This is a genomic window from Tardiphaga sp. 215_C5_N2_1, assembly GCF_052076055.1.
In the GTDB taxonomy this organism is placed as follows: domain Bacteria; phylum Pseudomonadota; class Alphaproteobacteria; order Rhizobiales; family Xanthobacteraceae; genus Tardiphaga; species Tardiphaga robiniae.
Genome location: NZ_CP197240.1, coordinates 2,081,265 through 2,096,372, shown reverse-complemented (window position 1 = coordinate 2,096,372; position 15,108 = coordinate 2,081,265). Strand labels below are relative to the sequence as shown.

Annotated in this window: 16 protein-coding genes; 11 read left to right on the top strand and 5 right to left on the bottom strand. The window is 60.9% G+C overall.

Features of this window, described 5'->3' with window-relative positions; translation table 11 throughout:
• The first annotated feature begins 8 nt into the window (after nt 1–8).
• On the top strand, nt 9–596 hold the full coding sequence (locus tag AB7828_RS10000) for a SoxW family protein (RefSeq protein ID WP_441230046.1): 588 nt from the start codon (nt 9–11) through the stop codon (nt 594–596).
• Between the two features lie 13 nt (nt 597–609).
• On the opposite strand, the gene AB7828_RS09995 is transcribed toward AB7828_RS10000, so the two are convergent.
• Genes AB7828_RS09995 through soxA form a run of 3 tightly spaced genes read right to left on the bottom strand, consistent with a single transcriptional unit; the run spans nt 610 to nt 2,594 of the window.
• Nucleotides 610–1,110, bottom strand: a complete 501-nt coding sequence (locus AB7828_RS09995) for a GlcG/HbpS family heme-binding protein (RefSeq protein WP_441230045.1) — start codon at nt 1,108–1,110, stop codon at nt 610–612.
• Between the two features lie 22 nt (nt 1,111–1,132).
• Nucleotides 1,133–1,759 (bottom strand): sulfur oxidation c-type cytochrome SoxX, encoded by a 627-nt coding sequence (soxX, locus tag AB7828_RS09990; protein ID WP_441230044.1) that lies wholly within the window; start codon nt 1,757–1,759, stop codon nt 1,133–1,135.
• A gap of 10 nt (nt 1,760–1,769) precedes the next feature.
• Nucleotides 1,770–2,594, bottom strand: coding sequence for a sulfur oxidation c-type cytochrome SoxA (gene soxA, locus AB7828_RS09985; RefSeq protein ID WP_441230043.1), 825 nt, complete (start codon nt 2,592–2,594; stop codon nt 1,770–1,772).
• Nucleotides 2,595–2,759: 165 nt separating this feature from the next.
• Between soxA and soxY the strand changes: the two genes are divergently transcribed.
• From soxY to AB7828_RS09955, 6 genes are all read left to right on the top strand, one after another.
• Nucleotides 2,760–3,224, top strand: a complete 465-nt coding sequence (gene soxY / locus AB7828_RS09980; RefSeq protein ID WP_068732003.1) for a thiosulfate oxidation carrier protein SoxY — start codon at nt 2,760–2,762, stop codon at nt 3,222–3,224.
• Between the two features lie 48 nt (nt 3,225–3,272).
• Nucleotides 3,273–3,602: a thiosulfate oxidation carrier complex protein SoxZ gene (soxZ, locus tag AB7828_RS09975; RefSeq protein ID WP_089264796.1), complete on the top strand. Its 330-nt coding sequence runs from the start codon at nt 3,273–3,275 to the stop codon at nt 3,600–3,602.
• A gap of 102 nt (nt 3,603–3,704) precedes the next feature.
• The gene (gene soxB / locus AB7828_RS09970) at nt 3,705–5,402 is read left to right on the top strand and encodes a thiosulfohydrolase SoxB (RefSeq protein WP_441230042.1); all 1,698 of its coding nucleotides are present in this window, start codon (nt 3,705–3,707) and stop codon (nt 5,400–5,402) included.
• 40 nt (nt 5,403–5,442) lie between these two features.
• Nucleotides 5,443–6,717, top strand: coding sequence for a sulfite dehydrogenase (gene soxC, locus AB7828_RS09965; protein ID WP_441230041.1), 1,275 nt, complete (start codon nt 5,443–5,445; stop codon nt 6,715–6,717).
• Nucleotides 6,701–7,402 carry a c-type cytochrome gene (locus tag AB7828_RS09960; RefSeq protein ID WP_320444726.1) on the top strand — a complete coding sequence of 234 codons (702 nt, stop codon included), beginning with the start codon at nt 6,701–6,703 and terminating at the stop codon, nt 7,400–7,402. The genes soxC and AB7828_RS09960 overlap by 17 nt, the downstream gene beginning before the upstream one ends.
• Nucleotides 7,403–7,474: 72 nt before the next feature.
• Nucleotides 7,475–7,864, top strand: coding sequence for a c-type cytochrome (locus AB7828_RS09955; protein WP_320444725.1), 390 nt, complete (start codon nt 7,475–7,477; stop codon nt 7,862–7,864).
• A gap of 14 nt (nt 7,865–7,878) precedes the next feature.
• On the opposite strand, the gene AB7828_RS09950 is transcribed toward AB7828_RS09955, so the two are convergent.
• Complete coding sequence (locus AB7828_RS09950; RefSeq protein ID WP_439064257.1) at nt 7,879–9,846, bottom strand: cache domain-containing protein; 1,968 nt, start codon at nt 9,844–9,846, stop codon at nt 7,879–7,881.
• 912 nt (nt 9,847–10,758) lie between these two features.
• Here AB7828_RS09950 and AB7828_RS09945 point away from each other — a divergent pair.
• Nucleotides 10,759–11,211: a type II 3-dehydroquinate dehydratase gene (locus tag AB7828_RS09945; protein ID WP_441230040.1), complete on the top strand. Its 453-nt coding sequence runs from the start codon at nt 10,759–10,761 to the stop codon at nt 11,209–11,211.
• Nucleotides 11,211–12,140: a 2-hydroxyacid dehydrogenase gene (locus AB7828_RS09940; protein WP_441230039.1), complete on the top strand. Its 930-nt coding sequence runs from the start codon at nt 11,211–11,213 to the stop codon at nt 12,138–12,140. The genes AB7828_RS09945 and AB7828_RS09940 overlap by 1 nt, the downstream gene beginning before the upstream one ends.
• On the opposite strand, the gene AB7828_RS09935 is transcribed toward AB7828_RS09940, so the two are convergent.
• Entirely contained in the window at nt 12,108–13,055 is a 948-nt protein-coding gene (locus AB7828_RS09935; RefSeq protein ID WP_068732018.1) for a LysR family transcriptional regulator, read from the bottom strand. The two genes, AB7828_RS09940 and AB7828_RS09935, sit on opposite strands and share 33 nt — an antisense overlap.
• Before the next feature lie 91 nt (nt 13,056–13,146).
• On the opposite strand from AB7828_RS09935, the gene AB7828_RS09930 reads away from it, so the two are divergent.
• Together AB7828_RS09930 and AB7828_RS09925 are read left to right on the top strand one after the other, a co-directional pair.
• On the top strand, nt 13,147–14,607 hold the full coding sequence (locus AB7828_RS09930) for a 4-hydroxyphenylacetate 3-hydroxylase family protein (protein WP_441230038.1): 1,461 nt from the start codon (nt 13,147–13,149) through the stop codon (nt 14,605–14,607).
• Nucleotides 14,604–15,107, top strand: a complete 504-nt coding sequence (locus AB7828_RS09925; protein ID WP_093762112.1) for a flavin reductase family protein — start codon at nt 14,604–14,606, stop codon at nt 15,105–15,107. Before AB7828_RS09930 ends, AB7828_RS09925 begins: the two co-directional genes overlap by 4 nt.
• Nucleotide 15,108: the final 1 nt, after the last annotated feature.

Genomic DNA, 15,108 nt, shown 5'->3' with positions numbered 1-15,108 from the left:
AGGATCGAATGTCTGAGGTAACTGGCGTGATCACCAGACGGCATGCGCTCGCGGCCATCGGTTTCGGCGTGGTCGGGTTACGCGCTGCACCGGCGTCGGCAAAGGCGACGCTCGGTGATGACGGGCTCTATCAGATGGACTGGTATCTTGAGAGCTTTCTCGATCTCTCCGAAGATCTGGCGGGCGCGATCGCCAAGGGCAAGCGCTTCGCCATCATGTGGGGGCTCAAGGGCTGTCCGGCCTGCAAGCGCATGCATGAGAGCTACATGACCGATCCGAAGATCGAGACCTATATCCGCGACAATTTCGAGATCCTGCATCTCAATCATATCGGCGCGCGGGAGGTGACCGATTTTGATGGTCGCAAGCGCGGCGAGAAGGCCTTTGGCGAAGCCTATGGCATTCGCTTCACGCCGACGATCCAGTTCTTTCCGGAGACCGTGGCGGGACTGGCATCGAAAAGCGGGCAGGCGCGGGAAGTCGCGCGCATGCCTGGACTTTTGGAACCGACAGAATTTCTGGCGATGTTCCGCTATGTGCGCCAGAAGGGTTACGAGACGGCGCCATTTCCGGAATGGCTGAAGAAGCAGGCGTAGTCGCGCGGGCGAACTAGAAATCAAGCTTGTCCTGGATCGCGGCAATGCCTGCCTTCGCGCAGGCCTCGTCCGCATCGCCACCGGGGGCGCCCGAGACGCCGATGGCGCCCAGCATCGCGCCGCCGCCTTCGATCATCATGCCGCCACCGATGATCACGACACCAGGCAGGTTGCGCAGTCCGGCCTGCATCATGCCGGGCTGGCTGATCGCATTGAGTTCGGTGGTGCTGTTACGGAAACTCGCTGATGTCCATGCCTTGCCGGTCGCGGTCGGCGGCGTGTGCGGCCCGGCAAAGCGGTCGCGCAACAGGACTTGCGGCGTGCCAAAGCGATCAACCACGGCAACGGCGACCTGATAGCCGCGCTTCTGGCACTCCTTTAGCGCCGCACGCGCGGCGTCGAGCGCCAGTTCAAGTCCGAGGGTCTTGTAACTGACGACGGCTTCTTCCGCCTTTACTGCAGATGACGCGAGCATCGACAGGACAATGGCAATCCATGCGTTTCGCATCGTCATGTCGATCCCCTCTCAGCTTCGGTTACTTGTTGACCGGCGATTCCGGATCGAACAGGAAAGCCACAATATCCCTGATCTGCTGTTCGCTTAGCACCTTGTTGACGCCGAAGCGCGGCATGTTGGAGCAGGCGAACATGGCTTGCGAGTCGTAGACCTTGGTGAAGGCGTTCTTGATTTCCTGCGGATCGTATTTGCGGTCCTTGCCGTAATTGGTCAGGCTCGGGCCGAGCGTGCCGTAGCTGACTTCCTTCTGTTCCATCTGGTGACAGGCGTAGCAGTTGCCGCCGGCAACGGTGTCAGGCGGATCCGAGAACTGGCCGCCGCGGCCGTTATTGGCGATCTTCGCGCCTTCCTTCCAGTTGCCAAGGAATTTGCCGTCGGCGGGATAGACCACCCGCGCCATTTCGCGCGCGGTGATCTTCTCGGCCTCGGCGCTGGGCACCTCGTTGTGATAGGCATTGCAAGTCTTCAGCGTTTCGTCCGGCTCGATGCGCGCCTGCCACTCCGGCGGCGCCTTGCCGAAGGTGGATTTCATATAGGCATCGACGAGCGCTGGATCCGGCGCCTTGGCGGCGGTCTGCGCGTATGTGGTCGTGGTGAGCGAGCCTGCTGCGAGAACGAGCGCGGCGAGTGTCAAAACGCGTTTCATCCCGGGCTCCTTATCGCTTGATCGACGGAACGTTGAGTTCGCCGGCCGCCGCTTGTTTTTGCAGGAAAGAGGTGAGGGCGGTCAGTACGTCCGAGCCGTATTCCGGCACGGGCCAGCGCTGCTGGCGGAAGCAATCCCACAGGCGGTGCTGCATGGTGCGCAACGCGCCCTGCGAGACGCGGTAGGTCGGCCAGCCGCCCATGGTTTCCTGCGCCGGCTTGCCGGGCTTGGAGAAGTTCGGCAGTCCCTGCAGCCGGATGCGCTTGCCGTCGTCGGCATGGCAGGTGGCGCAGGAGAAATCGTTGACGCCGCCGCGGCGATAGAAGAGGGCTTCACCGACCGCCACCATCTCCTGCTCCTTGGGATGGCTCAGCGGAATGTCGATCTTCATGCCGTTCGATTTGTTGGCGATGTAAGCGACGAGGTCTTCCATGTCCGACGCACGGCCCGGGCCTGAAAAGCGCCGCGCGACGACATCCTTGGTGTCGAGACCCTGAATGTTCTGCATGCACCACAGCAGGCGCTGTTCGAGGTCCATGACCTTGTCGGCATCTGCGAAGTAGCGCGGCAATTGCGCGAAGGCGCCTTCGAGCTTGCCGGCGCCGAGACCGAGATTGCAGGTTTCCAGCGAGACGTTCTTGGTGCCGCGGGCTTCGCCCCACAGCGCTTCGCCGCGGTCGACGGCGAGATAGCCGGGATTGGACATCGGGTCCGAGATCATCTCGCGATAACGTTCGATCTCTTTCTCGCTGGCGTCTTGCGCATGACTGCCGAAGCTCCCCGCGCAGAGTACCAGAATGGCCGCTGCCGCTGACCGAATGACGGTCTTCCTCATCTGTCCCCTCCCACATCGCCGTCTGTGCGGCACTTGTGCATTTCAGATCTTTACATTCAAGAAAAAGAATATAATGATATGTCCCAGATAAGATAGATCAGACTTGGAATCGTCAAGCGATACTATTGTAAAGGGATTGCTCAAATCCCGCAGGAGGAAGCACTCATGATTTTGAAGTCGGTCGAGAAGACCCGTCGCGAAACGCTGGCCATGGCCGCGATCGCTGGTCTCGCAGCAATCCTTGCTCCCAGACTATCGCTGGCCGATGAGCAGGCCGTCGCCGCCGAAATCAAGAAGCTGTACGGCGACAAGAAATTCGAAAGCGGCAAGATCAAGCTCGACGTGCCCGAGATCGCCGAAAACGGCCTCGTGGTCCCGGTCAATGTCGATATTGAAAGCCCGATGACCGATGCCGACTACGTCAAGTCGGTGCATGTGTTTGCCGAAGGCAATCCGTTGCCGGCCGTCGTCAGCTACCGTTTCACGCCGGCTTGCGGCAAGGCCTCGGCCTCGACGCGCATGCGTCTTGCGGAAACCCAGAACATCGTCTGCATCGCCGAAATGTCCAACGGCAAGCTGCACATGGCCAAGGCCAATGTGAAGGTCACGATTGGCGGCTGCGGCGGCTAGTCGCGCACCTTCGTTCACAGAACAGATTTATCAGGCGAGGACTTTCCCATGGCAACCAAACCAACCCCGCGCGTTCGCGTTCCGACCCAGGCCAAGCCGGGCGAACTGATCGAGATCAAGACGCTGATCTCTCACGAAATGGAATCCGGCCAGCGCAAGGATGCGGCCGGCAAGGTCGTGCCGCGCAAGATCATCAACAAGTTCACCGCAGCCTTCAACGGCAAGACGGTGTTCGAGGCCGACTGGAATCCCGCCATCTCGGCCAATCCCTATCAGTCGTTTTTCTATAAGGCTGCCGAGTCCGGCGAGTTCACCTTCACCTGGAAGGATGACGACGGCTCCGACTATGTCGCGACCAACAAGCTGACCGTGGCCTGACGGATTGCAGACTTTGTATTGCAGATCCTGAATTGAAGATTCTGGATCTGACGTTCTTCTGAACATTCACCCTTCCATAGCGGAAGGGATCATAGGTGGATCATGATATCGAGGCGGGATTTCCTGCAAGCGACGGCGGCTGCGTCTGCGCTGACGATCGGAAGCGGCCTTGGTCCGCTCGGTCGGGCTGCGGCACAGCAGCGCCTGACACAGGCCGATATTCTGCGGTTCGATCCGCTGGGCACGGTGACGATCCTCTATGTTGCCGATACACACGCGCAGCTGATGCCGCTGCACTTCCGCGAGCCGTCGGTGAATCTCGGCGTCGGCGAAGTGAAAGGCATGCCGCCACATCTCACGGATGCCGAGTTTCGCAACTACTTCAAGATTGCAGCCGGTTCCGCCGATGCCTTCGCGCTGACCGCCGATGACTTCGTTGCGCTTGCGAAGAACTATGGCCGCATGGGCGGCATGGACCGTATCGCGACATTGATCGGCGCCGTGCGCGCCGAGCGCGGCGACGACAAGGTGCTGCTGCTGGATGGTGGCGATAGCTGGCAGGGCAGCTGGACGTCACTGCAGACCAAGGCGCAGGACATGGTCGATGTGATGTCGGCGCTGAAGCTCGACGCCATGGTCGGGCACTGGGAATTCACCTATGGCGCCGAGCGCGTCAAGCAGATCGCCGATAGCGCGCCTTTCGCTTTCCTCGCGCAGAACATTCGCGACAACGAATGGCAGGAGCCGGTGTTCGAGGCGCGCAAGATGTTCGAGCGCGGCGGCGCCACCATTGCCGTGATCGGTCAGGCATTGCCGCGCACGGCCGTCGCCAATCCGCGCTGGATGTTTCCGAACTGGGAATTCGGCATTCGCGAAGAGGACATCCAGAAGCAGGTGGATGAAGCCCGCGCTGCCGGTGCGTCCATTGTGGTGCTGCTGTCGCATAACGGCTTCGATGTCGACCGCAAGCTGGCCGGCCGCGTGAAGGGGCTCGATGTCATCCTGACGGCGCACACCCATGACGCGATGCCAGGCCTGATCAAGGTCGGCAATACGGTGCTCGTCGCCACCGGCTCGCACGGCAAGTTCGTGTCGCGTCTCGATATCGAGGTGAAGGACAAGAAAGTTGCGGATATCCGCTTCAAGCTGATGCCGGTCTTCTCCGATGCCATCAAACCCGATCCGGCAATGACCGCGCTGGTGGAAAAGGTGAGGGCACCTTTCGCGGGGGATCTGGCGCGCGAGATCGGCAAGACGGATTCGCTGCTGTATCGCCGCGGCAATTTCAACGGCACTTTCGACGATCTGATCTGCAACGCGATGATGTCCGAGCGCGATGCGGAGATCGTGCTGTCGCCCGGCTTCCGCTGGGGCGGCACGCTGATCCCCGGTGATGCGATCACCTGGGAGCAGATCACCAACGCCACCGCGATCACCTATCCGAACTGTTATCGCAACCAGATGACCGGCACGCAGATCAAGGAAGTGCTGGAGGACGTTGCCGACAATATCTTCCACCCCGATCCTTATTTCCAGGGCGGTGGCGACATGGTGCGCATGGGCGGCATGGGCTACACGATCGATATTTCCAAACCGATGGGTTCGCGCATTTCCGGGATGACTCATCTGAAGTCCGGCAAGCCGATCGAAGCCAGCAAGACCTACACGGTCTCGGGCTGGGCCAGCATCAATGAGAACACCCAGGGGCCGCCGATCTGGGACGTGGTCGCGGCGCATGTCGCGAAGGTGTCGACCGTGAAGATCGAACCCAACACCGCCGTCAAGGTGACCGGTTCCTGATCGCAGGCCCCTGCATTGCAGAGATACGAAAGCTGGTCGCATGACTGATCGAACCTCAACCGGAACGCTCAATCGCCGTCGCTTTCTCGGCGCAGCGGGTCTGGCCGGTGCAGCACTTTCGGCGATTCCGGCGCTCGCAGGTGAGACGGCAAAATCCGAAGCACTCATTACGGATGTGCAGGACTGGCAGCGCTATCTCGGCGATGGCGTCGATAAACATCCTTACGGCGTGCCCTCGAAGTTCGAGAAGAACGTGATCCGGCGCGATGTTCCGTGGCTCACCGCGTCGGCGGAGTCCTCGGTCAATTTCACGCCACTGCACGACCTCGACGGCATCATCACGCCGTCCGGCCTGTGCTTCGAGCGGCATCACGGCGGTGTGGCCGAGATCAATCCGGCGGATCACCGGCTGATGATCAACGGGCTGGTCGACAAGCCGCTGGTGTTCACCATGGACGACATCAAGCGGATGCCGCGCGTTAACAAGGTGTACTTCCTCGAATGCGCGGCCAATTCCGGCATGGAATGGCGCGGCAGTCAGCTCAATGGCTGTCAGTTCACGCACGGCATGATCCACAACGTGATGTATACCGGCGTGCCGCTGAAAGTGTTGCTGGATGAGGCCGGGCTGAAGCCGAATGCCAAGTGGCTGATGCTGGAGGGTGCAGACTCTGCCGGCATGAACCGCTCGCTGCCGATCGAGAAGGCGCTGAACGATGTCATGATCGCTTTCGCGATGAACGGCGAGGCGCTACGTCCCGAGCAGGGCTATCCGCTACGCGCCGTCATTCCCGGCTGGGAAGGCAATCTGTGGGTCAAGTGGTTGCGCCGCATCGAGGCTGGCGATCAGCCGTGGCAGACCCGCGAGGAGACGTCGAAATATACGGATCTGCTGGCCGATGGAAATTCCCGCAAGCATACATTCGTGATGGATGCGAAATCGGTGGTGACCAATCCGTCGCCGCAGGCGCCATTGAAGCACAAGGGCCGCAATGTGCTGAGCGGGCTCGCGTGGTCCGGGCGCGGCACCGTGAAGCGCGTTGATGTTTCGATGGATGGCGGCCGCAACTGGCAGACTGCGCGCATCGACGGCCCGGTCTTCGACAAATCCGTCGTGCGCTTCTACGTGGATTTCGACTGGACCGGACAGGAGCTGATGATCCAGTCCCGCGCCATCGACTCCACCGGCTATGTGCAGCCGTCGAAGGACGATCTGCGCAAGGTGCGCGGCGTCAATTCGATCTACCATAATAACGGCATTCAGACCTGGCTGGTGCGTTCGGGCGGGGAGACTGAAAATGTCGAAATCGGCTAATGCCCTGACACTAATGCTGGCGGCATGTCTGCTCGGCGGCACGAGTGCGCCAAGCGCTGCCCAGCAGATGGCGGGCCGCGACGCTACCAAGCCCGCCGCGAAGCTCGGGCTGGGGCGGGCGGCCACGGCTGAAGAAATCGCCGCGTGGGACACCGACGTGCGGCCGGACGGGCGCGGTCTTCCGGTGGGCAAGGGCACCGTGAAGCAGGGCGACGATTTGTTTCAGGAAAAGTGCGCGTCCTGTCACGGCGAATTCGGACAGGGCGTCGGTCGATGGCCGGTGCTTGCCGGCGGCGCCGGGACGTTGAAGGCGGACCGGCCGGACAAGACTGTCGGCTCGTTCTGGCCCGATCTGTCCACCGTGTTCGACTACATCAAGCGCGCGATGCCCTATGGTAATGCGCAGTCGCTGACCAATGACGAGGTCTATGCGCTGACGGCTTACATCCTCAGCATGAACGATATCGTCAAGGACGAGACATTCGAACTCAACGAGAAGAATTTTACGTCGATCAAGATGCCGAATGCAGCGGCGTTCTTTGAGGACGATCGTGAGACCTCAGAGAAGCAGTTCTGGAACAAGAACCCGTGCATGAAGGATTGCCGGCCAGCGCCGAAGGTCACCGGGCGGGCCATGGCCATCGACGTCACGCCTGACGGCAAGTCCGGCCCTAAGGTCGAATAGTGCGACGGCATTCTTGACTTGCCGCCCTCGCAGACACGCCACGACAATCACCACAATCGAGGTTTGATCAGGATGACGTTTCGCTTTTCGCTGCTCGCTCTGTCGCTCGCACTGATGACAACCGATGCCATGGCGCAGGATGTTGCAGCCGGGGAGAAGTCCTTCAACAAGTGCCGCGCCTGCCATCAGGTCGGTGAGACCGCGAAGAACACCGTGGGGCCGATCCTGAACGGTCTGTTCGGGCGCAAGTCCGGCACCGTAGCGGGCTACAATTACTCCGACGCCAACAAGAATTCCGGCCTGACCTGGGATGATCAGGTGTTCACCGACTATATCAAGGACCCGAAGGGCAAGATCCCCGGCACCAAGATGAGCTTTGCCGGCATCAAGAACGAGCAGGAGATCAAGGATCTCGCCGCGTTCCTGAAGCAGTTCGCGGGGGACGGCAAGAAGGGCAGCTAAAGCGCTGTCACTTCTTAAGCGGCCCTGATGCTCGCCAGGAAGCGGTCGACTTCGTTGCGCAGCACTTCTGATTGCGACGCGAGTTTTGTCGCCGAGCCCAGCACCTCCTGCGCCGCAGAGCCGGTCGTGGAAATGCCCGACGTCACGCTGGAGATGTTGCGAGACACGTCGTCGGTACGCGCCGCTGCTTGATTGACATTGCGGGCAATCTCCTGGGTTGCAGCACCCTGTTCTTCAATAGCTGCGGCAATAGCCGACGAGATCTTGTCCACCTCGTCGATGGTGGCGCAGACCGCCTGGATCTCCTCCACCGCGGCGTTGGTCTCGCCCTGGATTGACGCGATCTGGGCGCGGATTTCCTCGGTGGCCTTGGCGGTCTGGGTCGCCAGCGATTTGACTTCACCCGCCACGACCGCAAATCCCTTGCCAGCCTCGCCGGCGCGCGCCGACTCGATGGTGGCATTCAGCGCCAGAAGATTGGTCTGGCTGGCGATGTGATTGATCAAGGCGACGACCTCGCCGATCTTCTGGGCCGCAGCGGCCAGACTCTGCATGCGCGCATTGGAGCGCCGTCCGCTGTCGGCGGCCTTTCCGACCGCAGCGGAAGATTGCGCCAGTTGCCGGTTGATCTCGCCGATCGAGGACGACAGCTCTTCCGACGCTGCAGCGACGGTCTGCACATTGTCGGTCGCCGACAATGACGCATCGGAAACTTCGTTGGACTGGATCCGGCACTGTTCGACCACTGACGACATCGACTGCGCCGTGTTCTGCATGTCTGCCGCAGCCGATGAGACGTGGTCAACGACCTTGCGGACATTGCCCTCGAAGCTGTCGGCGAGCGAGGCGAAGATCGCACGTTTTTCCTGTTCGGCGCGTGCAGCACTCGCATCCTGGTCAGCCTGAAAGTGGCTGACCCGGATTGCGTTTTGCTTGAAGACCTCGACCGCCTGCGCCATCTGGCCAACTTCGTCCTTGCCGCGATGTTGCGGCAGGGCGACCGACAGATTTCCTTCGGCGAGTTCGCGCATCGCCTGCGTGATGGCAAGAATTGGTCGCGAAATGCCGCGGGCAATCAGAAGGCCCCCGGCGGCAGCTAGCACCAGACAGATCGCTGCGATACTGGCGGCCAGCAGACGCGCGTGCGCGATGGACGCCGCATATTCGCTGTTGTCCATGACGATCTCGACGGCGCCGATGGATTGACCGGAGAAGTCCTTGATTGGTCCCAGCAGGGCGACCACGGGTGTCGTCTTCATCTCGCCCTGCCGGACGATGAAACTGCCGTTCGTAGCGTTGCGATAGGCGTCGGCATCGAAGAAACTCGTGCTGCCCAGCGTACCGCCGAAGGTTTTGAAGCCGTCATTCCCTGCGAGATAGAACGCGACGTCGACGCTGCGCGCGCGCTTGAACTCGTCGAAGAAGCCCTGTCCGAACGTCAACCCGAACTCGACAGTGCCGAGATGTTTGCCTTTCTGTGCAACCGGCACGACGCCGCGAATGCCGAGGCCGGCGACGCCGCCTTCCAGGCCGACAACGGGTTTCATTGTCGAATTGGCCACGACCACGGTCTTGCGGAAGCCGGTCAGATCATCGCCGAACTTGGCAGGCTGATGCACCCGGAACTGGGATAATCCCGATGGCGTATGGAACTGAAATTGGTCGACGCCGTAGTCCGACTTGAGCTGGGCGAAGCCCGGTCCGAACAACTGCAACAGCGCGTCGCGATCGTTACGTGCGACCGCGTCCTGCACCGCCGGAATGGTTGCTACCACGGCGCTCATGGCCGCCGCCCGGCGGGATTCCTGCATCAATCGCGACTGTAGGGCATCGTAGTTGCTTTGCAGTTCACTGCGATCGGCCCGATCGACGATGCCACCGATGATCCACATGGCCCCGAAAAGCACGGCGAGGGCGGTTGCTGCCGCAGACACTGCAAGTGCTGCTGTAATGCGGGCCTTCAGGCTCAGATTTGCAAGCATGTCTTGTTCCGTCTGGCGGCGTCGCGCCGAACTACTCAACTTCTGACGAGTCTTTGGTCAACTGTAGATTGAATAGGTTAAAATACAGTCGAGCTGTCAGATGCTTGCAGATTCGTCGCGGCGACCCGCGCAAAGGGGCCGCTTACGGCGATGGCAACGGCGTTCCACCCTCGCGCAGTCAGACGACGAGCGTGATCGAAAGGCCAAGCAGCTATAATTTGTACGGTGCCGCTCAGTGCCGCGGTATGCTGGATGATGAATAGAATGCAGGCCACTGGAGGAGGCGCGCTGCCACGTTAGTTTACATCCGCCGCCGCTCTCTTAGTACTGCTGTTGGCACAACTCTTGCTCGCCGCAATAAAGAGATAGGGCAGTAGCGGGAGTGAATCTTGAAAAACGTGTTGACCCAAAGAGCGAGAAATTGGTGTGTGAACATCTGGCGCGAAATCAGGGATTCCTTGAAACACGCGCCAATGCACTAGAGCCTTTTCGGTTCTGATCGAAGCAGAACCGAGTTCGCTCGAAAACGCTCTAGCCGGATGCCGACCGGGCATCGCATGTCATCCGGACCGATTTTCTCGGCCGGTTTCCTTCAATTGATCGGCTTGCATATTTTTTACCGGGCGACGAACGGCGCCGCTTCCGGGCTTTTCACCTACGGCAAGAGCAACCTCTGAACCATACTGAAATCCGTCGAACCGCATAGGTTCTTTTGATTTCTGCAATGAGGCAGGTCTCTCTAAGGTTCAATTTGCGGATGCGCTGCGCCGATGCGTAGGTGCAAGCGCCCTGTTGGCGAAGGGTTGAGCATCTGGGATCACCCGACGTCGCTCGTTCGTTGGTATTTTCTCCCGGTTCGGTCTTGCCTCTCAAGAATACCCGATTGCCCTCCAGACACATGAAAGCGCGGCCATGAGTTCTCCCACCGTCTATTTCCTCAATGGTCCCAATGCCAATCTTTATGGGCTGGACAAAAGCGGCACCTATGGCCGCGAAAGTTTCGTCTCGATCAAGAAGCGTTGCGAAGACCATGCAGTTTCGCTCGGCTTGACGGTCGACTTCCGCCAATCCAACCACGAAGGCGTTCTGGTTGACTGGATTCAGGAGGCGAGGGAGAGGGCCGAGGGGATCGTCATCAATGCCGCCGGTCTCACTTACTCGTCGGTACCCATTCTCGATGCATTGCTCGCTTTCGACGGTCCGATCATCGAGGCGCATATGAGCAATATCTGGAAGCGAGAGCCGTTTCGCCATCACTCCTATGTGTCGCGTGCGGCGACCGGCGTGATCGCAGGGCTCGGCGCGCTGGGCTATGAACTGGCATTGACGGCGGTATCGCGCCTGATCGCCGAAAAGGCCGCGTAATGACATCGGAGGTGATGGCATTCTACAGCGTCCTCGATGACTTCAAAACATGGCGTGCGGCGCTGGCCGCGGAGGGGATTGATCTGCGTCAGGCTGACGATATCACTGACCCCGCCAGCGTGCGGCAGGCACTTGTCTGGAAGCCGCCGCATGGCTTCTTTGCGCGCTTTCCCAATCTCGGGCTCGTCGTCAATCTGGGCGCCGGTGTCGACGCGTTGGTCGGGCGTGACGACCTGCCGGAGGTTCCGATCACGCGCCTGTCCGATCCGAAGATGGCGCGGATGATGGCTGGCTATGTGTTGTTCGCAGTGATGCGTCATGCGCGCGACATTCCGGCCTTCGAGCGCGCTCAGCGCGAGCGCCGCTGGCACTATATTCATCCGCGCGATCCCGAGACCATCACGGTCGGCATTCTCGGCCTTGGCGAACTCGGACTGACCGCGGCGCTCGAATGCGCCCGGCAAGGCTATCGCGTGCGTGGCTGGTCCAACACGCTGAAATCGGTGGAGGGCATCGAGACATCGGCTGGTCTGACCGCTTTGCCGGATATCTTGGGCGATAGCGACATTCTCGTCTGCATGCTGCCGCAGACGCCACAGACCCGCGGGCTGCTGAATGCCGAGCGCCTGGCACAGATGAAGCGTGGCGCGGTCTTCATCAATGTCTCGCGCGGTAGCATCGTCGATGAGCCGGCGCTGATCGAGGCGCTGCGTTCGGGCCATATCGCAGAAGCGACGCTGGATGTGTTTGCCTCCGAGCCACTGTCGCCCGAAAGTCCGCTCTGGGCGATGGACAATGTTCTGATCACGCCGCATCTCGCATCGGTGGCGCTGCCGGGTTCCGCGGCACAGCAGATCGGCGAGAATGTACGCCGGCTGCGGTCCGGGCAGGAGCTGCTAAGCCGCGTCGATCCGCGCCGGGGCTATTGAGCCCGGCGCGAATTGGCCGCCAACGGCAAAGGCGTCGCGCGCGTAGTCGGCGAATGTCTGCACCGCTGGTCGCAGCGCGTGGCGTTTCAGACGCAGCGCCATCACATGCGTGGCCGGCAGTTTTTCGGTGATGGGCACCACGGCGACTCGGCTGCCGTCATAGCCGATGGTGGTGCGCGGCACGGCATTGTGGATCGAATATCCTTGGCCATTGCCGATCAGTCCGCGGATCAGCTCGAATGATCGGGTCCGGAAGGAAATGCGCGGCTCGATACCGGATGCCGTGAACAGGCTGGCGAAGTAGTCGCGCGAATGCGGCAGGTCCAGCAGGATGAACGGCTCGTCGCGCATTTCGGTCAGGCTGATCGACGACCGGTTTGCCAGAGGGTGATCCGCCGACAGCACGATATAGGGCGGTAGCTCGCAGAATTTCTCACCGACGATCTCGTCAGGAACAGCGAAGGAGTAGGACAGCGCGAGTTCGGTCCGTCCGGAGACCAGCCCGTCGATGATCTCCTGCTGGTCGCCTTCCTCAAGTTTTACCGAGATGCCCGGTTGCCGTTCGCGAAAGCCGGACAGCAGCCCTGGCATGAAGCGTGTGGCGAGGGTCGAAAAGCTGCCGACCACGATCTCGCCGTGCAGCGTGCTGCCAAGCGATTGGGCGCTCTGGGCAAAATCGCGCGCATGCGCGAGCAGCAGCCGCGCGTCGTTTACCAGCCGCTGGCCCGCGGGGGAGAGGGTCACGCCCTTGGCGAGATGGCGAATGAAGATCTGGACGCCGAGTTCGGCCTCCAGCTGGCTGAGTGCGGCCGAAATCGAGGGCTGCGACACGTTCAGGCGCTTGGCGGCTTCTGTCACGCTGCCCGCATCGGCCGTCTCAACCACATAACGCAGGGCCCGGAGCGAGAACCTCATCGTGTTTTCCTATGCATCTCCAAACATAAAAATATTTTCCTTATGATAGGCTCTTCGGCACCCTGTCGTCCAGTCGAACAGGAGCCGATCAATGATCCGCACGGGTGAAGAATACAAACAGGGCATTCGCGATGGCCGCGAGGTCTGGATCGATGGCGAGCGGGTCAAGGACGTGACCACGCACCCGGCGCTGAAGCCGATCATCGACGTCAAGGCCCGCATGTATGACATGGCGCGTGAAGAGCGTTACGCCGCCGACCTCACTTACGTTGAAGACAACGAGACACATTCGGTCTTCTACAAGCCGCCGACGGAGCAGAAGGACTGGCACGACAAGATCAAGGCCGTCGATCACGTCATGAAGGATATCGGCGGCGTGGTCACCCGCGTCGGCGATGAGACCATCGGCGAAATGTGGTCGCTGACCGACGGCCGCGACGTGCTGGCCGAGATCGATCCGCGCTTCGCCGCCAATATCGATCGTCACATCCGTGCTGTAATCGAGAAGGACATCTTCCATGTCTCGGCCAACACCGATCCGAAGGGCGACCGTTCGCTGCCGCCGCAGCAGCAGGATCCAGACCTGATGGTTCACGTCACCCGTGAAACCGATGCCGGCATCATCATTCGCGGCGCGAAGTATGAGACCGCGGCGGCTTATGCCGATCAGGCCTATCTGAAGCCGACCGTCGGCGCCTGGGCCAATGAGAAGCTGTCCGACTATGCGGTGGGCTGCATCGTCAAGATGGGTGCGCCGGGCGTAAAACATATCTGCCGCGGCGGCTTCGCCAATCGCAGCAGCGCTAATGCCAAGGACTATCCGCTTGCAAATCGCTTCGATGAGGTCGAGGCGCTGGTGGTGTTCGACGACGTGCTGATCCCGTGGGAAGACGTGTTCTTCTACCGCCATACCCGCGCTGCGCAGTTCGTGCGTTCGACGCTGCATCGCTACTCGGCATTCCCCTACGTGCTGCGTCTCCTTTACACCGCCGACATGATGATCGGCGCGGCGATGTGGAACGCCAAGCAGACCGGTCTCGACAAGCTGCAGTCGGTGCGCGAGAAGCTCGCCGATCTGGTCTGCTATCGCGAAGGCATCAACGCGCATCTCACCGCCTCCATCGCCATGGCGGAGAAGAGCCCGGGCGGCCTTCTGATGCCGCAGCAGTCGATGCTCTATGCCGGTCGCGTCTTCGCCTGTTCGCAGCTCCCGGCGATGATGCACATCGCCCGCGAATTGTGCGGCGGCCAGATCTGTATTACCCCGAATGCCGATGCGTTCGAGGCCGAGGGATCAGGCAAGTGGCTCAACAAGTTCTATTCCCTGAATGACCAGTGGCAGGCCGACGATCGCCGCAAGCTGCTCGCCTTTGCGCGCGATCTCTTGAACTCCGACTATGCCGGTCATCGCCTGACCTTCGTGCAATTCGCACAGGCGCCGCACTTCAATCATCTGGCGGCGGTCTATAACAGCTTCGACTTTGCCGGGCCGCTGGATTTCGTGAAGAAGTCGGCCGGGCTGTCCGACCGTATCGACGGGGTGAAATCATGAGCGCTGCGGCGCATCCGCTGGTCGAGGTCGATATCTTCCGCGATGCCATGCGGATGACGGCCTCGGGCGTGGCAGTGGTGACAACGGATGGCGAGGCGGGCCGCGCGGGCGTTACGGTGTCGTCACTGTGCTCACTGTCGATGGAGCCGCCATCGGTGGTGTTCAGCGTTCACCGCGACAATCGCCATCTCGAAAAGCTGCTGGCCAATGGCGTGTTCGTCGCCAACATTCTGTCTGATACGCAGGAGCGTGTTGCCAACAGCTTCGCCGGGTTGATCCCTGAACTGCGCGACAACCGTTTTCTTGCCGGTGACTGGTCGGAACTGCTCACCGGCGCGCCTGCGCTCGATGGAGCACTCTGCAATTTCGATTGCCGTGTCGCCAGCGTGTTCGATTTCGGCTCGCATCGCATCGTCGCGGGCGAGGTGCTGAACGTTCGCAACCAAGCTGCGCTGCCCCTGATCTTTTCCGATCGCACATTCCGTCGTCTCGCCGCCTGAG